Here is a 19,623-nt window from a genome sequence, read left to right as displayed (position 1 = left end):
AATCCGCCATGTCAACGTCACGTCCAGGTCCTGCGCATCGAGAGGAGAACACACCCGTGTCCTCTCAGCGCATCCTCAATTCCCGCTATGAACTTGGCGAGTTGATCGGTCGTGGCGGCATGGCGGACGTCTACCGGGGAACGGACACCCGGCTGGGGCGGACAATAGCCGTGAAGGTCCTACGCGCCGACCTCGCACGCGATCCCCAATTCCAGGCCCGTTTCAAACGTGAGGCCCAGGCCGTTGCGGCGTTGAACCACCCGTCCATCGTGGCCATCTTTGATACCGGGGAATACTCGGTTCCGGGTGGCCCCGGCGAAGACGTGCGCGTCCCGTACATCGTGATGGAGTACGTTGCGGGCCGCACCCTGCGCGACATGATCAAGGCCAACGAGCTCAGCGTTAAGGACTCCGTCGGCTTTACCTTGGGTGTCTTGGGTGCTCTCGAATACAGCCACCGTGCAGGCATCGTCCACCGCGACATCAAGCCGGCAAACGTGATGGTCTGTGCCGACACCGGGGATGTGAAGGTCATGGACTTCGGCATCGCGCGTGCCATGGCCGATTCTGCCGCCACCATGACCCAAACGCAGGCAGTGGTGGGCACCGCCCAGTACCTTTCGCCGGAGCAGGCACGTGGCGAAACGGTGGATGCGCGCAGTGACCTCTACTCTGCCGGTTGCTTGCTCTTCGAACTGCTGACCAGCAGGCCTCCGTTCATCGGCGATAGCCCCGTATCGGTGGCCTATCAGCATGTCCGTGAGACCCCGGACCTGCCCAGTTCCCACAACCCGGAGGTCTCCGAAGCACTGGATTCCGTCTTGGTTAAGGCACTGCAGAAGAGCCGCACGGATCGATTCCAGGACGCGGCAGCCTTCCGTCGCGCCCTGCGTGCAGCAGGCAATGGCATCCCCGTGCCAGCAGTGGCAGCCAGCGAGGCTCCCACGGACCCCAACGACCTCGTGGATCCTGAAGACCCGGCAACGGAGCTTTTGAGCACCACGGCCGTGGGTTTCCTCGATGCCGAGCAGTTTAAAGACGAACCTGTTGCTCCGCCCCAGGAAGAACCTCTTCCCTTGGGCCTCCCACCGGAACGTGAGCTGCCCGCGAGCCAGAAGTCCCGCCGTCGTGCGTGGGTTGCCACGTTGGTGATCTTCACCATCCTGATCCTGGCCGGTGGCGGTTTCTGGCTCTACAGCCTCATGAACATGCAACCGCCGCCCCCGGCGAAAATTGCCGTGCCGGTAGTGGCCAACATGTCTGAATCGCAGGCGATCCAGGCACTGTACTCAGCCAAACTGAAGCCCAAATCGGTTCGTGAGCCCAGTGACACCGTGGCCAAGGACATGACCATCGGGACATCCCCGATTGCCGGAGCCCTGGTGGAACAAGATGCTGAAGTCATCCTGAAGATCTCCGGCGGTCCCAGCTCGGTGACTATCCCGGCGGACATCGTGGGTCGCACTGAACCGGACGCCCGGGACGCCCTGCGCAGGCTGGGCATCACGGGCGACATCGTGACCGTCCTGACCCATAGCCCCACTGTCCCGGCGAACGTAGTGATCGCCACGGCACCGGCACCCGGCGGAGCGATCGCTGTGGAGTCCAAAGTGGAGCTGCAGGTGTCCACCGGCAAGGTCCTCATGCCTCAGCTGATCGCGCTGCCGGTGGCTGAAGCGGAAGCCGCACTAACAGCCAACGGCCTGAAGATCGCGATTGTGGAACAGGAAAACTCGCAGGTGGCGGCGGGGACAGTCACCGCGCAGAGCGATGCCTTCAACACTGAGGTGGCTCAGGGCAAGGTGGTCACTGTCACGGTGGCCAAGGCCCCGGCTCCGCCACCCACACCTACCCCGACGCCGACTCCCACGGAAACCGAGAAGCCGTCGCCGAAGCCCACCAAGAAGTAGGGGGGGCTTGGGCTGTCGCTGCGGGCACCTGGAAGCGGGCGTCTAAGCGAAGAACGAGCGAGCCCGCGGAGGGTGCCAGCGGCGACAGCCGCACCTCACCTACTGTTTGATCAGCGGGCTCAGCTTTGACGCGCGTTCCGCTGCGCCGGTCATGCCGAGGGACTCCAGCCAGTTGCCCAGCATCTGATATCCGCCTTCGGTGAGCACCGATTCCGGGTGGAATTGGACCCCACAAAGAGGTGCCGTCTTGTGCTGCAGGCCCATCACCACACCGTTGGTGGTTTCGGCGGTAATTTCCAGAACGTCCGGGATGGAATCCCGAACCGCGGCCAGGGAATGGTACCGCGTGGCCGTGACGGGCGACGGGAGGCCGGCAAAGACACTCTTGCCTTCGTGCATAACGGGCGACGTCTTGCCGTGCATGAGTTCCGGTGCGTGGGTTACCACCCCGCCATAGGCTTCGGCCAGGGCCTGATGTCCCAAGCAGACGCCGAACATGGGCTTGGCGGCCTCTCCACACCACTTGATGAGCTCTATGCAGACGCCGGCCTCGGCCGGCGTGCCCGGGCCGGGGGAGACCAGCACGCCGTCGCGGCTTGCTGCCAGCTCTATGGCCTCGGCAAGCGTCACGTCGTCGTTGCGTACAACCGTCGTTTCGGCGCCAAGTTCCTGGAGGTATCCCACCAGGGTGTAGACGAAGCTGTCGTAGTTATCCACTACAAGGATTTTTGTTGTGCTCATGGCTGCTGCACTGAACCAATCGTTGAGTCGGTCAAAGTGGTGAATTGGGAAAACCACGGGAAAAGGAACTCGACCATGAGTACCAGGGCTACGCCCACCAGTACCAGGGTGGTCAGGATCCGCACCCACAGGGGTCCCGGAAGATGACGGAAAATCCACGCGTACATTCGTTACCCCTTTCCGTGTGCCCGGGCTACTTGGGCGGCGATTTCCGACGGCGGCCCGGCTGAGGCAGGTTGCCAGCTATCCAGCATTGAGTACGCGATGATGCGTTCCTGTGCCCCGAAGCGCGGGTTGCAACTGGTCATGGTGAGGATGCTTTCGGTGGGCTGGACTCCCGCTTCGGTAGGAACGGGCATCAGGACGTCCGTGCGGTCCGGGAGCACAATCTGGTTGTTTCGGAAGACGTAGGTGTAGTAACCATCCGCAGTCTGGATATAGATCTTGTCCCCGGGGACCAAAGTGTGGATGTTGTCCAGTACGGCACCGTGGGTTTGGCGGTGGCCGGCCACCGCGAAGTTGCCCGGGGCGCCAGGCATGCTGGTGCTTCCATAGTGGCCCAGTCCCAGCGTGTCCAGAACGTCCGAGCCGGTGCCTTCGATGATGGGCCGTGTGTAGTCCGGGCCGAATCGGGGAATGTACATGATCCCGATCATTTCCGCGTAGGCGGGAGCCGGCGTCACCACGGGAGAACCATAGTCCACGGGGGCGGCAGGTGCCGCAGGGGTGACGGGGCCGTCGAATTCCTGCGCGAAGCTCTTGACCGCTTCAGTTTGCTTGGCATCTGCTTCCACGTTGGTCCACCACAGCTCCCAGCCAACAAAGAGGAGGAGGACGATCCCTGCTGTAATGAGCAGTTCGCCCAGGATCTGGCTGATTTTGCGGACGACGTCAGAGGCTCGAAGTCGCTTGCGCGGGCGCAGTTCCTGCCCCTGGCGGGCGGACGGCATGGCTGAAGCCGCCGTCTGCTGCTGATGCGCCACAGGGTCTCCTTGCATAGGGCGCGGGCGGCACAGGCGGACTCCCGGTTGCGGCTAGACTTGACAGCTAGAACCAACCCGGAACGCCGTGTGGCCGTTAACCGCTGGAAATTTCCTTCCTGCAGGATATCAAGGCTGGCGCGAACGGGTCTTAACCGATCAGCCAGGAGGATCCGTGCCCGAGTCCAAGCCCCGCAAGCGGCCTGCCCGTCAGGCCCAGCAGACTTCCGCAGCACAGCAGTACAAGCCCAACCCGGTGTGGTACAAGGCTGTGATGTTCGGCTTGATGATCCTCGGCCTGATCTGGATCATTACCTTCTACATCACTGAGGGCCAGTTCCCGGTCCGCGAGTGGGCCTCGTGGAACATCGTGGCAGGCTTTGGCATCGCGATTGTCGGCTTCCTCATGACCACCCGCTGGCGCTCCTAGGGAAACCCCACCTCACATTTCCGTGCCCGTGAACGTCTACAGGATATGAGCATCCGGCACACCACCATGGATTCCCCGTTGGGGCAGTTGACGCTGACTGCCCGCGGGGAATTTTTGACGGGCATCTTCTACGAAGGTCACTGGCATATGCCTCCAGCGGACTACTTCGGAGTTCCTGCAGGACTTCAGGACCCGGTTTTTGCTGTGACCCGGGGTGAACTCGATGAGTATTTGGCTGGCCATCGCACTGATTTCGATGTCCCGTTCGAGGCACTCGGGAATCCCTTCCAGGAGAAGGTCTGGTCTCGGCTCCAAACCATTCCTTTCGGGGAAACCATCAGCTACGGCGAGCTGGCCGCAGAGCTGGGCGATCCCCATCTTGCCCAAGCCGTAGGCTCAGCCGTTGGAAGGAACCCCATCAGCATCATCATCCCGTGCCACCGTGTAGTGGGTCGCAAGGGCCAGCTGACCGGGTACGCGGGCGGTCTCCACAACAAACGCTTCCTGTTGGAGCTGGAAGAACCGGCCACTGTGCGGGAAGGCAAGCTTTTCTGATGGACCCGGAGCAGGCGGCAAGAAAGAAGCCTTTCGAGGCTGTGGTCCAGGAGCAGGGCGCCACGGTGCTCCGGGTTTGCCGTGCTGTCCTCGGCGTACACGATGCCGACGACGCGTGGTCCGATACTTTTCTGGCGGCCCTCCAGGCGTATCCGGACCTCCCGCCGGAGGCAAACGTGCAGGCGTGGCTGGTCACCATTGCACACCACAAGTGCATCGACCATCTGCGGGCCGGGAGTCGTCGTGCCCTCCCGGTGGACTCTCCGCCCGAACGGCCTTCACGCCTTGGCATTCCCGGTGACGGCCACGCGGAACTGCTGGACGCCGTCATGAGCCTTTCACCCAAGCAACGCCAGGCCGTCGCTTATCACTACCTTGCGGGTCTCCCTTATAAGGATGTCGCCGTACTGCTGGGAGGCACGCCCGACGCCGCCCGACGCGCGGGTGCCGACGGCGTTAAATCACTCCGCAACGCCCTTGCTGATCTTCCTGCGCTGGCGCATTCACTTTCGAAAGGAGAACTCCGATGACACCTGAAGCAAGCACTGACCAGTCTGAGGTCACATCGCTCCTTGGGCCCCTCGATGATGGTCTCGAACCCGCTCTTGCCAGCCTCCATGCCCGGCTGGCCCTTGACGCACAACTTATCCACACCTTGGACATCGCGTACCGGATAGTGGACTCCCCGGTAGGAAAGCTTCTCCTCGCCGCCACGGACCGTGGGATCATCCGGGTAGCCTTCGAACTGGAGCACCATGGGGATGTCCTGCAGCTTCTGGCCAACACTGTCAGTCCACGGATCCTTCAGGCCCCGGCACGCCTGGATAATGCTGCACGGCAGCTCGAGGAATACTTCGCCGGCACCAGGAGAGAGTTTGATCTCACCCTTGATTTCCGCCTGTCCCGCGGGTTCCGCTTGAACGTCCTGCAGCACCTGCCCCGCATCGCTTACGGCCGCACGGAAAGCTACGCGGAGGTCGCCTTGGCGGCTGGCAGCCCCAACGCGGTACGTGCCGTGGGCACCGCTTGTGCCACCAACCCATTGCCCGTGATTGTGCCCTGCCACCGAGTAGTGAAGTCCGACGGCAGCTTCGGCGGCTACCTTGGCGGAAGTGATGCAAAACGGGCTCTGCTCACCCTTGAGGCAGCGGCATGAGCGAGGACGCCCTCTTTCCGCTGGAGCTGGTTCAGCCGGAGAATCACGACGCCGGCCCTCGCCTGATTGCCCCCGGCGCCGTTCATGTTCCTGGCTGGCTGACTTTGGAGCAGCAGCAGTGGATAGTGAACCGCTTCGGCGAGTGGACGCATGGACCTGTTCCCTTGCGGGCGGCCACGCTTCCCGGTGGCCGCCAAATGTCCGTTCGAACCGTGTGCCTCGGCTGGCACTGGCAGCCGTATCGTTACTCGCGGGAAGCCACTGACGTCAACGGCCAGCCTGTGCTGGACTTCCCCGACTGGATGGTCCGCTTGGGACGGAAGGCGGTTGCGGCCGCTTATTCGTCCAGTGTTGAGGTTGATGAGTCATTGAGCGCCTCGGCCCCTGATTACACGCCCGACGCCGCACTGGTGAACTTCTACGGCGATGGCGCGGCAATGGGCATGCATCAGGACAAGGATGAGCGCTCAAGTGCCCCCGTGGTGTCCCTCAGCATCGGCGAGACGTGCATCTTCCGTTTCGGCAACACCAAGACCCGCACCAAGCCGTACACGGACGTTGAACTTCGCTCCGGAGACCTCTTCGTTTTTGGTGGGCCGTCCCGGTTCGCCTATCACGGCATCCCCAAGGTCCTCCCTGGAACGGCGCCGGGGGATTGCGGCCTGTCACATGGACGGATCAACATCACCATGCGGGTCACTGGCCTAACGTGACGCGGATTCCCCGCCGCTGAACGGAGAAGGGGGCCAGAATGTCACAGGCACAGGGCAGAATATCCCCGGAAGCCAAAAAATTTGCCGAGGCTCTTGGGGTTTCGGCCGCAGAGGAGCGTTCATGAGCCCGGATAACGGCATCATTATCGGCGAAGATGGTCTTGCCCGGCCCCTGTGGGCCGCTTCGGACGCACTCATGCAGGCTTACTACGATCACGAGTGGGGCATGCCGGTCCGGGATGAGCAGGGCATGTACGAGCGCATCAGTCTTGAAGCATTCCAAGCCGGCCTGTCCTGGGCCACCATCCTGCGGAAGCGGGACTCGTTCCGGAAGGCTTTCCTGGATTTCCATCCGGAGAGCGTTGCCGCCTTCACAGAGGCCGACGTCGAACGGCTCATGCTGGACGCCGGGATCGTACGCAACCGTCTCAAGATCCGAGCGGCCATCACCAATGCCAAGGCCACCATCGCACTCCGTGATGAGGGCGGCTTGGTGGACTTCGTCTGGTCCTTCCAGCCTGAAAGCACCCCGGAGCCCCGTACGTTTGCCGACATCCCCACTACCTCGCCGGAGTCGGTCGCCCTGTCCAAGGCGCTCCGCAAGAAGGGTTTCGCTTTCGTCGGGCCCACCACCATGTACGCCTTGATGGAAGCAATCGGAATCATTGACACACATCTGGTGGACAGCCACCGCCGTGGAACATCGGGCGTGTGGATCTGAGGAGGGGTTTGGCTCCTGGAGTAGGTGGTCAGCCAAAGGACCGTCAGCTCTTCCGCAGATGCCACCGATCCTTGTCCACAGAAGTGGGGAACGTTATCCACAGGCGTGGATAAAGTCTGTGGACATCAACGTATTAAGGACCCGAATCGCCGTGTTGCTGCCGGTTTTGGAGCGAAAATACCCAGTGGTGACTTATACCCACTGTGTACAGCGCTGTGGATAGTGCCTCAAGCTTCACCGTATGTTCAACATCTTCGGATTGTCGGATTTGCCAAAGCTGTCTCCGGCGGACTTTTCAAGTGCACTCCGGCACGGCCCGCACACTTGCTGGCGTCGTCGGGGGTCCATTGAAAGTTACCCACTTAACAACAGCCCCCTACCCACAAGTTATCCACAAGTGGGGAAAACTTGTGGGTTTCAATTCCGGAATCGCCGCGATGCAGGGCTGTATGGGCCATAACAGTCGGTGAACTACACGGCTGTAAGTTATTAACATTGTTGATAAGCCTGTTGATAGACGGCACTTCGGGGCTGAATTAACAGACTTATCCACAGAAGAGCCTCAATACCCCCGGTTGTCCACATATTCGACCCCCACGGGGACAAAGTTATCCACAGTTGTGGAGAAATTCATGCCTTTCGGGGGATATCTACCGCTCTGACGGGTCCAACGGCGGGATGTGGGTCTAACTACACGGATGTAAGTTACGCACAGTGTGGATAACGCTTGTGGATAACCTGGTCAGTGCCTCCGTCGGACCACTATGCCTGGAGGGCGTACCGTGGTGCCATGAAGAGCGACTTCAAGAAGCAGATCCCGTCGTACAGTGCCAAGCGCGGCGTTTTTTCTGTGGTGACGGTACCCCGGCTCACATTCCTGATGATCGACGGTCACGGGGACCCCAACACCGCGCGGGCCTATAAGGACGCGTTGACCACTCTCTACCCCGTCGCCTACAAACTGAAGTTCTTCAGCAAAACGGAACTGGGACAGGATTATGGCGTCATGCCGTTGGAAGGGCTGTGGTGGTCCGACGACATGGAGTCCTTCACCCATGCCAGGGACAAGTCACGCTGGGACTGGACACTCATGAACATGGTTCCTGACTGGATCACCCAGGATCACTTTGACGCTGCGCGTCAGACCGTCGCCACAAAGGGCCAGGCACCGGCACTGGAAGCACTCCGTCTGGAGTCGCTGGAGGAGGGGCTGAGCGTGCAGACACTCCATGTAGGTCCGTATGACAACGAAGGACCCGTGCTTGAGGAGATGCACAACGCTTTCATTCCGTCGCAGGCATTGACCATGACCGGCAGGCACCACGAGATCTATCTTGGGGATCCCCGGCGCACCGCGCCGGAAAAGCTCAAGACCATCCTGCGGCAGCCGGTCACTCGGGACGCAGGCTAGAGAGGCGACGAGCCCAACGTCACGGGCACAAGGGCGCTGCGGAGCGCTGCAGCGTTGTGGCTAGGGATTTCACTCATCATCCAGCGGTGACGCGGAACCACGTGACCACTGCCAGCAGGCCTGCCACCAGAACGAGACCTCCGGTTTGGAGAAGAGCCTGGTTCTTGCCCTTGGGAGCGTAGGCAATCGCGGCAGCAGCGAGTCCACCCGTGATCAGGCCGCCCAGGTGGGCTTGCCAGGCAATGCTGGGCACAAAGAAGCCGATCGCACCATTGATGGCGATGAGAACCCAGAGTTGTTTTGTCTCGCCGCCCCTGTGCCTCTGCACCACCAGCATGGCGCCAAAGAGGCCAAAGATGGCCCCGGATGCGCCAACAACTCCCACTACCGGGAAGTTCGGTGTGAGCAGGAGGTAGCCCACGGAGCCACCAATTGCCGATATGAGATACACGGCCAGGAAACGGACCCGCCCGAGCAAAGGCTCAAGGGCCTGTCCAAAGATCCACAGCGTGTACATGTTCAGAACTATGTGGAGCAAAAAGCCTGGCGAATGCAGGAAGGCCGCAGTGAGCATGCGCCACGGCTCGCTGTCGGCAAAGATATTGGCGAAGGCGAAGTTTTGGAAGACAACCTCGTCCGGCAACAGCCACTGAAGGGCGTACACCACCACGCAAATACCGATGACGATGAACGTCACCAAAGGCCGGCCCACGGCCAAGGCACCGCCATACGGCGACTTGAAAGCCGGCGTCGTACGTTTTTGTTCGTTGACACAGTCAACGCACTGGAATCCGACGGCAGCCGTCCGCTGGCACTCGGGGCACGCAGGGCGCCCACAGCGCTGGCACCGCACATAGGAGGGCCTGTCCGGGTGCCTGGGGCACACCGGAACATCAGCGGACGGCTCGGCCGACGGAATTCCGTAACTCATGAGCTCTGGTTCAGCCTGTGGCTAGAGCTGTTCGATGTCGATGCTGTTGATGACAACGTCTTCAACCGGGCGGTCGCCCATGCCGGTGCGGACAGACTCAATAGCGTCCACAACCTTGCGGGATTCCTCATCCGTGACCTCGCCGAAGATGCTGTGCTTGCCGAACAGCCAATCGGTGTTCACGGTGGTGATGAAGAACTGTGACCCGTTGGTGCCCTTGCCCATCTGGATGCCGGCGTTGGCCATAGCAAGCTTGTACGGAGCGTTGAAGGTCAGTTCCGGGTGGATTTCGTCGTCGAACTGGTAGCCCGGGCCACCCACGCCGCGGCCCAAGGGATCGCCTGCCTGGATCATGAAGTCTTTGATGATCCGGTGGAAGATGGTGCCGTTGTAAAGGGGAGTGCCGGTCTTGTTCTCGCCGGTTTCCGGGTGGTTCCAGGACTTTTCGCCCGTAGCCAGGCCAACAAAGTTGGCGACCGTCTTGGGGGCGTGGTTGCCGAAGAGGTCAACCTTGATGTCGCCGAGGCTTGTGTGGATCGTTGCTTTTGCGGTTGCGATGGTCATGGCCCCATTCTTCCATGCAGGGTCAACGCCAGGACGGCTGTAAAGCCGGTTCCGCGCTCGGTGAAATCCGGCACCAACTCGGACGGATGAATAGCCGGTGTTCCACAAGCGACGTAGGCTAGCAACAAACCAGCATGTGTATCGGGAGGTAGTTGTGAAGAAATCAGACCGTATTGCCCGCGACATCGAACAATCCGTTGCGGACGGAGTGGAGAACGCCCGCGACTGGGCAGCACCCCGAGTGGAGGCTGCCGTGAATTGGGCTGTCCCGCGTATCCAGCACGGCATTGATACCGCTTCCCCCAAGATCCAAGAGGGGCTGAAGACTGCTGCCCACAAGGCCGCAGACGGCGTGGCAGTAGTAACACCCCGTCTTCAGGATGGCCTGGCGCACCTCGCGCCGAAGATCCATGACGCAGTGGAAGACGCCACACCCCGGATCCAGGAAGCCCTCAACAAGGCAACCCCCGTTCTGGGCCAGGCCAAGGACAAAGTGGTGGACGAATACCTCCCCAAGCTGTCCGAGCAGTTGGGACATGCATCTGTGGCAGTTCACCACGCTCTGGAAAAGGCCCCCGCGCAGGTGGACGCCGTAGCCCAGAAGCTGGTGGACTCGGGCGTTGTGCACAACGTGCAGGAACAGGCACAGACCACAACCAAGCAGATCAAGGCGGCCGCTGATGAAGCCACCAAGGCTGTCTCCGCCAAGTTGGGCAAGGAACCAAAGCCCAAGAAGCGCGGTTGGCTGATTGCCACTGTGATCGCTGCTGCCGTAGCTGCTGGTGTTGCAGCTTGGAAGGCCTCCAAGCCGGTGGAGGACCCGTGGAAGACCCCCGCGCCCGTCACTCCGAAGCCTGCATCCACTCCGGTTGAGTCCGTAACAGCGGCCGCTGCTTCCACTGTGGACGAGATCAAGGAAAACAGCACTCCACCTGAGGATGCTGCTGCCGAAGCCAAGCAGGCCACCAAGGATGCCGTGGAAAACGCTGAGGACACCGCTGCGAAGGTGGCAACCGACGCCAAGACTGCCGTCAAGAACATTGCGGCCAGCCTGCACAAGGACACCGACGGCAAAGGTGCACAGAACTAACCTCTGACCTGCAGCCTCGAACAGGGGCTTGCACAGTCAATCATCTGAAGGGATCCCGGCAAAGGCCGGGGTCCCTTCAGTGTTTGCCGGCTTGTAACCAAAGCCTCCATCGCATGCCCCGGCCCGGGTGTTAGATTTGAGGTGATGTCAGCCGATAGACCCCTCGCGGGTTCCCTTCAGGATGCTCCGGAACCCCCCGGCGTATCCATCGTCATCCCGGCGTATAACGAGGAAAGCGTCATTCGCCAGTGCCTCATCGCGGCCATCTACCAGTCGGTTCCCGCTGAAGAGATCATTGTGGTTGATAACCTGTCCACGGACCGCACGGCCAGGATCGTGCGGCAGATGCAGCAGGAATACCCTGAAAGCCCCATCATCCTCCTGCGGCAGGAAGGCGCACAGGGTCTCATCCCCACGCGCAACCACGGGCTGAATAACGCCACGGGAGATGTGGTGGGCCGCATCGACGCTGACTCAGTCCTTGAACCCGATTGGGTGGAACAAGTCCAAAAGGCCTTCATGGACCCGTCCGTGGCGGCTGCCACCGGTCCAGTGGTCTACTACGACATGCCTATGCGCCGGTTCGGGCTCAAGGCGGACGACAAGATGCGTCAGCTCATGCTCCGTCTGGCCAAGCATCAGTATCATTTCCTCTTCGGCTCCAACATGGCCCTCCGCCGCTCGGCATGGGAAACCATCCGTGATGAAGCGTGCCTGGACCCCAAGGACGAGATGCACGAGGACATCGATCTTTCGCTGCACCTGTTCGAGCACGATCTCAAAGTGCAGTACCTTCCCCAGATGGTGTCCGGCATGTCCGCACGGCGGCTTGAGGACTCACCCAGGGACTACCGCTACTACGTCCAGCGTTTCGATCGGACGTACAAGGCCCACAACGTCAAGAAGATGGCTTTGAAGGCGCCTATGGTGGTGTTCTTCTCCGTGTACTTCCCCGCGAAGTTGCTGCGTGCCATCCACACGGCCAACTCCACCCAAGGCGCCCGCCGCGGCGGTGTGTAAACGCCCGACGGCGGCACCTTAGTCTGTGCCCAGTTCGGCTTCGCGTCGGTCTGCTTCCGGCCGCCCGCGCCGCTGACCGCCGACAACCACGGCCAGCCCCGCAAGGATCAGCGCCAACCCCGCATAAGTACCAGCGGGCAAGGTTTCATTCAGGAAGATGGCCGCCAGAAGAGCAGCTCCCGGAATCTCCAGCAGGATGATCATGGAGACCAACAACGGGCTCATGGTGGCCAGTAGATGATTGAAGGCCGTATGCCCTACCAGCTGCGCACACACGGTGATGGCAATAATGCCAAGCCAACCGCCGGCGTCGAACCCTGAGAGCGGCTGGGCAGTGAATAACGCCATCCCGGCCACAATCACGGCGCACATGCCGTAGCAGAGCGTGGTGTACGTTCCCGTACCCATGGATTGCCTCGCTTTGCCACCGGCCAGTGTGTAGAGGCCGGCCAGGGCGCCGCCGGCGAGTGCCAGAAGGTCGCCCAGGAGCGCTTCCGGGGAAGAACCCATGTCGAACCCGGTGATGGCTACAACGCCGCCAAAAGCGATGCCCAGCCCCACGAGGACCGGCCACTTGTGCCGGGTACCCCGGAACATCTGGAACACCGCGATCCACCCCGACTGCAGGCACACCAACGCAGTGGCCGCAGCCACTGACGTCAGCTGAAGTGCAGTGATGAAGCAAGCGAAGTGGAAGGCCAACGCCGCGGCGGCCACAGCAGACCAGCCAAACTCACGCCGCGTGATCTGCCCGAACGCTTTGGGCTCCCGAATGATGACGGGGCCAGCCATCACCACGGCACCTATCGCATTGCGCCAGAACGCTATGGCCAGCGCAGTCACCGAAGTGGCACCGAGCGTTCCGGCAATAAGCGGGCCGGAAGAGGCCACTCCCAGGACACCGAGCGCAGCAATGAGAAGAGTCACGGATCCACCCTAATGCGGTGAAGGTTCCCCGCCTGTCAAACGTCAGCAGGCCTCAGAATATTCGGCGCAAATGAATTGCGGGTATAGGACAAAACGTGTGTATGGGAGGGGCTTGCTTCCCAGTGATCGCGCGGGAAATCCGGGGTAGCTAAGCTTTTGAAGCTTAGGGTGGCTGGGGTGCTTGCATATCTCTGGAGTGTTTGATTTGTGAGCAGAAGCCCGGCCCCGAGCTCTACAGCACCGGACTCAGCGCCGACGAAGGACTCTGGCATCGCAAAGGATGGGCAGGCCGCACATGACACACCCGAGATTTACACACGTTTTGTCCTATAACCCTGAATTGCCGTTGAGGTTCGAAAAGGTTCTTAAAAGCAAAAGTCCCGGTCATTTCTGACCGGGACTTTTCTTATGGTGGAGGCACGGGGACTCGAACCCCGAACCCCCTGCTTGCAAAGCAGGTGCGCTACCAATTGCGCCATGCCCCCATAAGAAGCAACCCATCAATCATACCCCATGTCAGGACTGGTATTTACCAATCCGCACCGGGCTCTTCGGCTAGTCCACCGTATCGGTTGACTTGCTCCAGACATCCTTCCGGGCTTCGGATTCCTGTGCCTTTTTATAGACCAGGACGCCTGCGATTGCAGCTGCCACAACTACCAGCAACTTCTTCACAAGCACCTCATTCCGGTTCAGTTTTACCTGAACCTCTTTGTGGTTCCGTGGGCGTACCAGGACTTGAACCTGGGACCTCTTCGTTATCAGCGAAGCGCTCTAACCGCCTGAGCTATACGCCCCGATGCCTCATCGGGCCGAGATATGACTGTACAGCACATCCCGGCCCGATCTCAAATCGAGGCATTTCCCCGGATCAATTCCGCCAATTTCGGCGTATTTCCGGGATTTTTTACTAGTCGTCAGTCAGGGTGACGCCGACGCCACCAACCAACGTTGCGGAAATGTTATACAGCACGGCCGAAAGCATGGACAGTGCCGTCAACAAAACCACGTTCACTACCGCAATGATGGTGGCGAGGGATGCCACCTGGCCGAGCGACGCAATCTTCTTGAGTTCAAACCCACTGCCCTCGGAGCCTGCCAAGGTGCCGAGAAGGCTGTCCACCTGATCAAAAATGCCTGTGAGATCCAACACGGTCCACAGAACGATTGCTGCAACCACGGTGACGATGCCCAGGGCAACAGACAACAGGAACGCCATCTTCAAGACCGACCACGGGTCCACCTTGCTGACAAGGAGGCGCGCGCGGCGGACCTTAGCCTTGGGAGCCGGCTTCACCAGGCCGGGTCCGCCCTGCGCGGGACGCTGGGCAGGGGTGCCGGCTGGACGTTGGCCGGGCTGTGCCGGCCGCTGTCCGGGAGCTCCAGCGGGACGCTGACCGGCCTGCGCCGGCCGCTGTCCGGGAGCACCGGCAGGACGCGGTGCGGAGCTGGTGCCGCCCGCTGGCCGTGCTCCGGCGGAGCCGGATCCCGCGGACCCGGTTCCAGGGCGCTGCTGGGGACGTGCAGGCGTTCCTGACTGTGTGTTGCCTGAGGGCGTGTTGCCTGAGGGCTGCCGGAGTCCGCCGGGGACACCTGTGCTCGGCTTGGGATATGAGTCGGAATTACTCACTCGTTACCTCCGGTGTTGTCTTCGTTCAGCTCCGCGCCCGTTTCAATTTCCGGGACTGCGTCGTTTTCCGTATCGGCCGTCACGGTCGCCTCGGAGGCGCCGTCGTTTGCAGCCAACGTTACGTCATCGTCGGGCGCGTCCTCGGACTCTTCGCCTTCCAAGCCGCGTTCGCTGTTGCGCGCAACCTCAATAATGCGGTCGTTTTTGTCCGGCTTCGCAAAGATGACACCCATGGTGTCGCGGCCCTTGGCGGGGACACCGGTCACGGCCGAGCGGACAACCTTGCCGCCCTCCATGACCACCAGGACTTCATCCTCTTCCTGCACGATCAAGGCTCCCACCAGGTCGCCACGGTCTTCAGCAAGCTTGGCTACCTTGATGCCCAGCCCACCGCGGCCCTGGAGGCGGTATTCGTCAACGGCGGTCCTCTTGGCGTAACCACCCTCGGTCACGATGAACACGAAGGAGCCGTCCTGGACCACGTCCGCGGCAAGAAGCTCGTCGTCTTCACGGAACTTCATACCCGTCACGCCGGATGTGGCGCGGCCCATGGGACGCAAAGCGTCGTCAGTGGCCGTGAAGCGGATGGACTGTCCCTTGCGGGACACCAGAAGCAGGTCATCGGTTTCGCTGACCAACTGGGCCGAGACCAGCTCGTCCTCATCGCGCAGGTTGATGGCGATGACGCCGGCTGTACGGTTGGTGTCGTAGTCCTCCAGCCGGGTCTTCTTGACCAGACCGTTCTTGGTGGCAAGCACCAAGTAAGGCGCCTGCTGGTAGTCACGCAGGTCAAGGACCTGGGCGATGTGCTCGTCCGGCTGGAACGCCAACAGGTTGGCAACATGCTGGCCCTTGGCATCGCGGCCGGCTTCGGCAAGCTCGTAGGCCTTTGCCCGGTACACGCGTCCAAGGTTGGTGAAGAACAGCAACCAGTGGTGGGTGGTGGTCACAAAGAAGTGCTCCACCACATCGTCACCGCGCAACTGTGCTCCCTTGATTCCCTTGCCGCCGCGCTGTTGCGAACGGTAGTTGTCACTCCGGGTTCGCTTCACGTAGCCGCCACGGGTAATGGTGACAACCATTTCCTCTTCGGGGATCAGGTCTTCCATGGACATATCGCCATCGAAGCCCATCAGGATGTGCGTCCGGCGGTCGTCGCCGTGCTTGGCCACGATCTCCGCGAGTTCTTCGCTGATGATCTGGCGCTGCCGCTCCTCCGAAGCCAGGATCGAGTTGTACTCCTGGATCATCGCTTCGAGTTCCGAGTGGCGGTCCTGGATCTTCTGGCGTTCCAAGGCGGCCAAACGGCGGAGTTGCATGTCCAAAATGGCGCGGGCCTGGAGTTCGTCGATCTCCAGGAGCTCCATGAGCCCTTCGCGGGCCGCTTCCGTGGTGTTGGAAGCGCGAATGAGGGCAATGACCTCGTCCAACATGTCCAATGCCTTCAGGAGTGCACGCAGAATGTGCGCTTCTTCCTCGGCCTTGCGCAAGCGGTACCGGGTCCTGCGGGCAATGACGTCCATCTGGTGCGCAACCCAGTGCCGGATGAAGGCATCAAGGCTCAAGGTGCGCGGAACGCCGTCGACAATTGCCAGCATGTTCGCCGAGAAGTTGTCCTGCAGCTGCGTGTGCTTGTAGAGGTTGTTCAGGACCACCTTGGCCACGGCGTCGCGCTTGAGCACGATCACCAAGCGCTGCCCGGTACGGCCGGAGGTTTCATCGCGGAGATCCGCAATGCCGGAGATCTTGCCGTCCTTGACCAACTCGGCAATCTTGATGGCCAGGTTGTCCGGGTTTGCCTGGTAGGGCAGCTCGGTCACCACAAGGCAGGTACGGCCCTGAAGTTCCTCCACATTGACCACAGCGCGCATGGTGATGGATCCGCGGCCGGTACGGTAGGCGTCTTCGATGCCCTTGTGGCCGAGGATTGTGGCACCTGTGGGGAAATCAGGTCCCTTGATACGCAGCAACAACGCCTCAAGAAGCTCTTCCCGCGTGGCGGTTGGGTTTTCAAGCGCCCACTGCACGCCATCGGCAACTTCGCGAAGGTTGTGCGGCGGAATGTTGGTGGCCATACCGACGGCGATGCCCGAGGATCCATTGACCAGCAGGTTGGGGAAACGCGCCGGCAGGATGGTGGGTTCCTGGTTCTTGCCGTCGTAGTTGTCCTGGAAGTCGACGGTTTCCTCGTCGATGTCACGGACCATTTCCATGGCGAGCTGGGCCATCTTGGTTTCGGTGTAACGCGGCGCAGCGGCGCCGTCGTTACCAGGGGAACCGAAGTTACCCTGGCCCAAGGCCAACGGGTAGCGCATGGTCCAGTCCTGGATCAGGCGGACCAGGGCATCGTAGATGGCCATGTCACCGTGCGGGTGGTAGGTACCCATGACGTCGCCAACCACGCGGGCGCACTTGTTGAAGGAGCGGTCGGGGCGGTATCCGCCGTCGAACATTGCGTACAGAACGCGGCGGTGTACCGGCTTCAGACCGTCGCGGACGTCCGGGAGGGCGCGGCCGACGATGACGGCCATGGCGTAGTCCAGGTAGGACCGCTGCATCTCAGTCTGCAGGTCCACCTGCTCCACGCGGTCGGTCAGCACATCGCCTTCGAGAACAACATCATCGGCGTCGTTCGGCTCCGGGACTTCGGGAGTTTCGTCACTCATAATCTAAGGTTTCCGTTTCAGGTATATGTCAGTTCTGGAATATTCCGGTGCCTTTGCGGGCCCTAGATATCGAGGAACCTGACGTCCTTGGCGTTCTGCTGAATGAAGTTACGGCGCGACTCGACGTCCTCGCCCATCAGGACGGAGAAGGTCTGATCAGCGGCCAACGCGTCATCCATGGTGACCTGCAACAACGTCCGACGATCCGGATCCATGGTGGTATCCCACAGTTCCGTATAGTCCATTTCGCCGAGACCCTTGTAACGCTGGATACCGTTGTCCTTGGGCAGGCGCTTGTTCATGGATGCACCCTTGCGGATGGTTTCATCGCGTTCGCGGTCGCTGTAAACGTAATCATGCGCGGCGTTGGACCATTTGATCCTGTACAGCGGCGGCTGGGCCAGGTAGACATAGCCGTTCTCGATCAGCGGGCGCATGTAGCGGAACAACAACGTCATCAGCAGGGTGGTGATGTGCTGGCCATCGACGTCAGCATCGGCCATCAGGACGATCTTGTGATAACGAAGCTTACTGATGTCAAAGTCCTCGCCGATGCCTGTACCGAAGGCGGTGATCATGGACTGGACTTCGGCGTTACCCAGGGCCTTGTCCAGGCGTGCGCGCTCCACGTTCAGGATCTTGCCACGCAGCGGCAAGATGGCCTGGGTCTCCGGGTTACGGCCACGTTTGGCCGAACCGCCAGCCGAGTCACCCTCCACAAGGTAAACCTCGCAGCGCGAAGGATCCTTGGACGAGCAGTCAGACAACTTGCCGGGCATGCCGAAGGACTCCAGCGGGCTCTTCCGTCGTGCATTGTCGCGGGCCTTGCGAGCGGCCATGCGTGCCTGGGCAGCCGAGATGGCTTTGCGGATCACGTCGCGTGCGGGGCCGGGGTTCCGTTCCAGCCAGTCACCCAACTGATCCGTGACAACGCGCTGGACGAAGCCCTTGACCTCGGAGTTACCCAGTTTGGTCTTCGTCTGGCCTTCGAACTGCGGCTCGGAAAGCTTCACGGAAATCACGGCGGTCAAACCTTCACGGATGTCATCACCGGTAAGGTTGTCTTCCTTTTCCTTGATGATGCTCTTCTCGCGCGCATAACGGTTGATCAGCGAGGTCATGGCGGCACGGAAGCCTTCTTCGTGCGTTCCGCCCTCATGGGTGTTGATGGTGTTTGCATACGTGTGGACGCTTTCCGAGTAAGCGGTGGTCCACTGCATGGCGACCTCGACGGCGATGTGCCGCTCGGTGTCTTCGGTTTCGAAAGCGATGACGTCCTCGTGGACGACTTCAACCTTCTTGTTAGAGTTCAGGTGCTTGACGTAATCCAGCAGGCCGTCAGGGTACTGGTACACCACGGTGCGGTGTTCAGCGGCTACTTCACCTTCGGTTGCCACGGCATCCAGATCGAGATCATCATCCCCGTCACGGTTGACCGGACGCTCATCAGTCAGGGTGATCCGCAGGCCCTTGTTGAGGAAGGCCATCTGCTGGAAACGCGCACGAAGCGTCTCGAAATCAAATTCGGTGGACTCGAAGATGGTGCCGTCCGGGTAGAACGTCTGGGACGTCCCCGTGACGTCAGTAGCCTCTCCCTTGACGAGTTCACCCTGGGGCTTGCCGCCGTCGGCAAAGGTCATGCGCCAAACGTGGCCTTGGCGGCGGACTTCCGTGTCAACCCTGCGCGACAGAGCGTTAACTACGGAAATACCCACACCATGAAGGCCACCGGAAACGGCGTAACCGCCGCCGCCGAACTTGCCGCCGGCATGCAGGATGGTCATGACCACTTCAACAGTGGGCTTGCCCTCGGTCGGGTGAATATCCACCGGGATGCCACGGCCATCGTCCACCACGCGCACTCCGCCATCAGCGCGGAGCGTGATTTCGATGTGGCTGCAGTAACCAGCCAACGCCTCATCAACAGAGTTGTCCACCACTTCGTAAACCAGGTGGTGCAGGCCGCGGGGACCGGTTGAACCGATGTACATGCCGGGGCGTTTACGCACGGCTTCGAGGCCCTCCAGCACGGTAATGTCGCTGGCACCGTACTCCCTGGGCGCCTCCGCGGGCGTGTCAGGCTTGGGTACAGTCTCCTCTTCGGGCTCTACTGCCAAGGTCTCTGCATTGTCGTTAGCCACAGGCGCTTTCGACTCCTCTGTACTCGATGTCGGCCGT

Annotated in this window: 20 protein-coding genes and 2 tRNA genes; 10 read left to right on the top strand and 12 right to left on the bottom strand. The window is 61.1% G+C overall.

Going from position 1 to position 19,623, the window contains the following annotated elements:
• Positions 1–8: 8 nt before the first annotated feature.
• The gene (gene pknB / locus AR689_RS17805) at positions 9–1,910 is read left to right on the top strand and encodes a Stk1 family PASTA domain-containing Ser/Thr kinase (RefSeq protein ID WP_062072258.1); all 1,902 of its coding nucleotides are present in this window, start codon (positions 9–11) and stop codon (positions 1,908–1,910) included.
• Positions 1,911–2,009: 99 nt separating this feature from the next.
• On the opposite strand, the gene AR689_RS17800 is transcribed toward pknB, so the two are convergent.
• The 3 genes from AR689_RS17800 to AR689_RS17795 are packed head-to-tail and all read right to left on the bottom strand — an operon-like array spanning position 2,010 to position 3,649.
• Positions 2,010–2,651, bottom strand: coding sequence for an aminodeoxychorismate/anthranilate synthase component II (locus tag AR689_RS17800; RefSeq protein ID WP_062072256.1), 642 nt, complete (start codon positions 2,649–2,651; stop codon positions 2,010–2,012).
• Positions 2,648–2,818 carry a hypothetical protein gene (locus AR689_RS23425; RefSeq protein ID WP_197412919.1) on the bottom strand — a complete coding sequence of 57 codons (171 nt, stop codon included), beginning with the start codon at positions 2,816–2,818 and terminating at the stop codon, positions 2,648–2,650. The genes AR689_RS17800 and AR689_RS23425 overlap by 4 nt, the downstream gene beginning before the upstream one ends.
• Positions 2,819–2,821: 3 nt before the next feature.
• Complete coding sequence (locus AR689_RS17795) at positions 2,822–3,649, bottom strand: class E sortase (RefSeq protein WP_062072254.1); 828 nt, start codon at positions 3,647–3,649, stop codon at positions 2,822–2,824.
• 157 nt (positions 3,650–3,806) lie between these two features.
• Between AR689_RS17795 and AR689_RS17790 the strand changes: the two genes are divergently transcribed.
• The 7 genes from AR689_RS17790 (at position 3,807) to AR689_RS17760 (ending at position 8,617) form a co-directional block, all read left to right on the top strand.
• Positions 3,807–4,061: a cell division protein CrgA gene (locus AR689_RS17790; protein WP_062072252.1), complete on the top strand. Its 255-nt coding sequence runs from the start codon at positions 3,807–3,809 to the stop codon at positions 4,059–4,061.
• A 45-nt stretch (positions 4,062–4,106) separates the two neighbouring features.
• A complete protein-coding gene (locus tag AR689_RS17785; protein ID WP_062072251.1) occupies positions 4,107–4,616 on the top strand; it encodes a methylated-DNA--[protein]-cysteine S-methyltransferase in 510 nt (169 codons plus the stop codon).
• The gene (locus AR689_RS17780; RefSeq protein ID WP_062072249.1) at positions 4,616–5,146 is read left to right on the top strand and encodes an RNA polymerase sigma factor; all 531 of its coding nucleotides are present in this window, start codon (positions 4,616–4,618) and stop codon (positions 5,144–5,146) included. Before AR689_RS17785 ends, AR689_RS17780 begins: the two co-directional genes overlap by 1 nt.
• Positions 5,143–5,772 carry a methylated-DNA--[protein]-cysteine S-methyltransferase gene (locus AR689_RS17775; RefSeq protein WP_062072247.1) on the top strand — a complete coding sequence of 210 codons (630 nt, stop codon included), beginning with the start codon at positions 5,143–5,145 and terminating at the stop codon, positions 5,770–5,772. Before AR689_RS17780 ends, AR689_RS17775 begins: the two co-directional genes overlap by 4 nt.
• Positions 5,769–6,485, top strand: a complete 717-nt coding sequence (locus tag AR689_RS17770; RefSeq protein ID WP_062072241.1) for an alpha-ketoglutarate-dependent dioxygenase AlkB family protein — start codon at positions 5,769–5,771, stop codon at positions 6,483–6,485. Before AR689_RS17775 ends, AR689_RS17770 begins: the two co-directional genes overlap by 4 nt.
• A gap of 121 nt (positions 6,486–6,606) precedes the next feature.
• On the top strand, positions 6,607–7,206 hold the full coding sequence (locus tag AR689_RS17765; RefSeq protein ID WP_062072239.1) for a DNA-3-methyladenine glycosylase I: 600 nt from the start codon (positions 6,607–6,609) through the stop codon (positions 7,204–7,206).
• A 790-nt stretch (positions 7,207–7,996) separates the two neighbouring features.
• Positions 7,997–8,617, top strand: a complete 621-nt coding sequence (locus AR689_RS17760) for a GyrI-like domain-containing protein (RefSeq protein ID WP_062072237.1) — start codon at positions 7,997–7,999, stop codon at positions 8,615–8,617.
• 76 nt (positions 8,618–8,693) lie between these two features.
• On the opposite strand, the gene AR689_RS17755 is transcribed toward AR689_RS17760, so the two are convergent.
• Together AR689_RS17755 and AR689_RS17750 are read right to left on the bottom strand one after the other, a co-directional pair.
• Entirely contained in the window at positions 8,694–9,548 is an 855-nt protein-coding gene (locus tag AR689_RS17755) for a rhomboid family intramembrane serine protease (RefSeq protein WP_062072236.1), read from the bottom strand.
• Between the two features lie 21 nt (positions 9,549–9,569).
• A complete protein-coding gene (locus tag AR689_RS17750; RefSeq protein WP_062072234.1) occupies positions 9,570–10,112 on the bottom strand; it encodes a peptidylprolyl isomerase in 543 nt (180 codons plus the stop codon).
• A 154-nt stretch (positions 10,113–10,266) separates the two neighbouring features.
• Between AR689_RS17750 and AR689_RS17745 the strand changes: the two genes are divergently transcribed.
• Together AR689_RS17745 and AR689_RS17740 are read left to right on the top strand one after the other, a co-directional pair.
• Positions 10,267–11,202, top strand: coding sequence for a hypothetical protein (locus AR689_RS17745; RefSeq protein ID WP_062072232.1), 936 nt, complete (start codon positions 10,267–10,269; stop codon positions 11,200–11,202).
• Between the two features lie 144 nt (positions 11,203–11,346).
• Entirely contained in the window at positions 11,347–12,222 is an 876-nt protein-coding gene (locus AR689_RS17740) for a glycosyltransferase family 2 protein (RefSeq protein ID WP_062072230.1), read from the top strand.
• A gap of 18 nt (positions 12,223–12,240) precedes the next feature.
• On the opposite strand, the gene AR689_RS17735 is transcribed toward AR689_RS17740, so the two are convergent.
• The 7 genes from AR689_RS17735 to gyrB form a co-directional block, all read right to left on the bottom strand.
• Positions 12,241–13,149 carry a DMT family transporter gene (locus AR689_RS17735; RefSeq protein WP_062072228.1) on the bottom strand — a complete coding sequence of 303 codons (909 nt, stop codon included), beginning with the start codon at positions 13,147–13,149 and terminating at the stop codon, positions 12,241–12,243.
• A 409-nt stretch (positions 13,150–13,558) separates the two neighbouring features.
• Positions 13,559–13,634, bottom strand: a tRNA-Ala gene (locus AR689_RS17730).
• A 70-nt stretch (positions 13,635–13,704) separates the two neighbouring features.
• A complete protein-coding gene (locus AR689_RS23565) occupies positions 13,705–13,824 on the bottom strand; it encodes a DLW-39 family protein (protein ID WP_217639245.1) in 120 nt (39 codons plus the stop codon).
• A gap of 48 nt (positions 13,825–13,872) precedes the next feature.
• Positions 13,873–13,946 (bottom strand) — tRNA-Ile (locus tag AR689_RS17725).
• 113 nt (positions 13,947–14,059) lie between these two features.
• Positions 14,060–14,779, bottom strand: coding sequence for a DUF3566 domain-containing protein (locus AR689_RS17720; RefSeq protein ID WP_062072226.1), 720 nt, complete (start codon positions 14,777–14,779; stop codon positions 14,060–14,062).
• Positions 14,776–17,445 carry a DNA gyrase subunit A gene (gene gyrA / locus AR689_RS17715; RefSeq protein ID WP_156424634.1) on the bottom strand — a complete coding sequence of 890 codons (2,670 nt, stop codon included), beginning with the start codon at positions 17,443–17,445 and terminating at the stop codon, positions 14,776–14,778. Before gyrA ends, AR689_RS17720 begins: the two co-directional genes overlap by 4 nt.
• A gap of 62 nt (positions 17,446–17,507) precedes the next feature.
• Positions 17,508–19,586, bottom strand: a complete 2,079-nt coding sequence (gene gyrB, locus AR689_RS17710) for a DNA topoisomerase (ATP-hydrolyzing) subunit B (RefSeq protein ID WP_062072224.1) — start codon at positions 19,584–19,586, stop codon at positions 17,508–17,510.
• Positions 19,587–19,623 lie beyond the last annotated feature (37 nt).

The sequence above is a fragment of the Arthrobacter sp. EpRS71 genome, from assembly GCF_001512285.1.
GTDB lineage: Bacteria > Actinomycetota > Actinomycetes > Actinomycetales > Micrococcaceae > Arthrobacter.
This window is presented reverse-complemented; position numbering and strand designations above follow the sequence as displayed.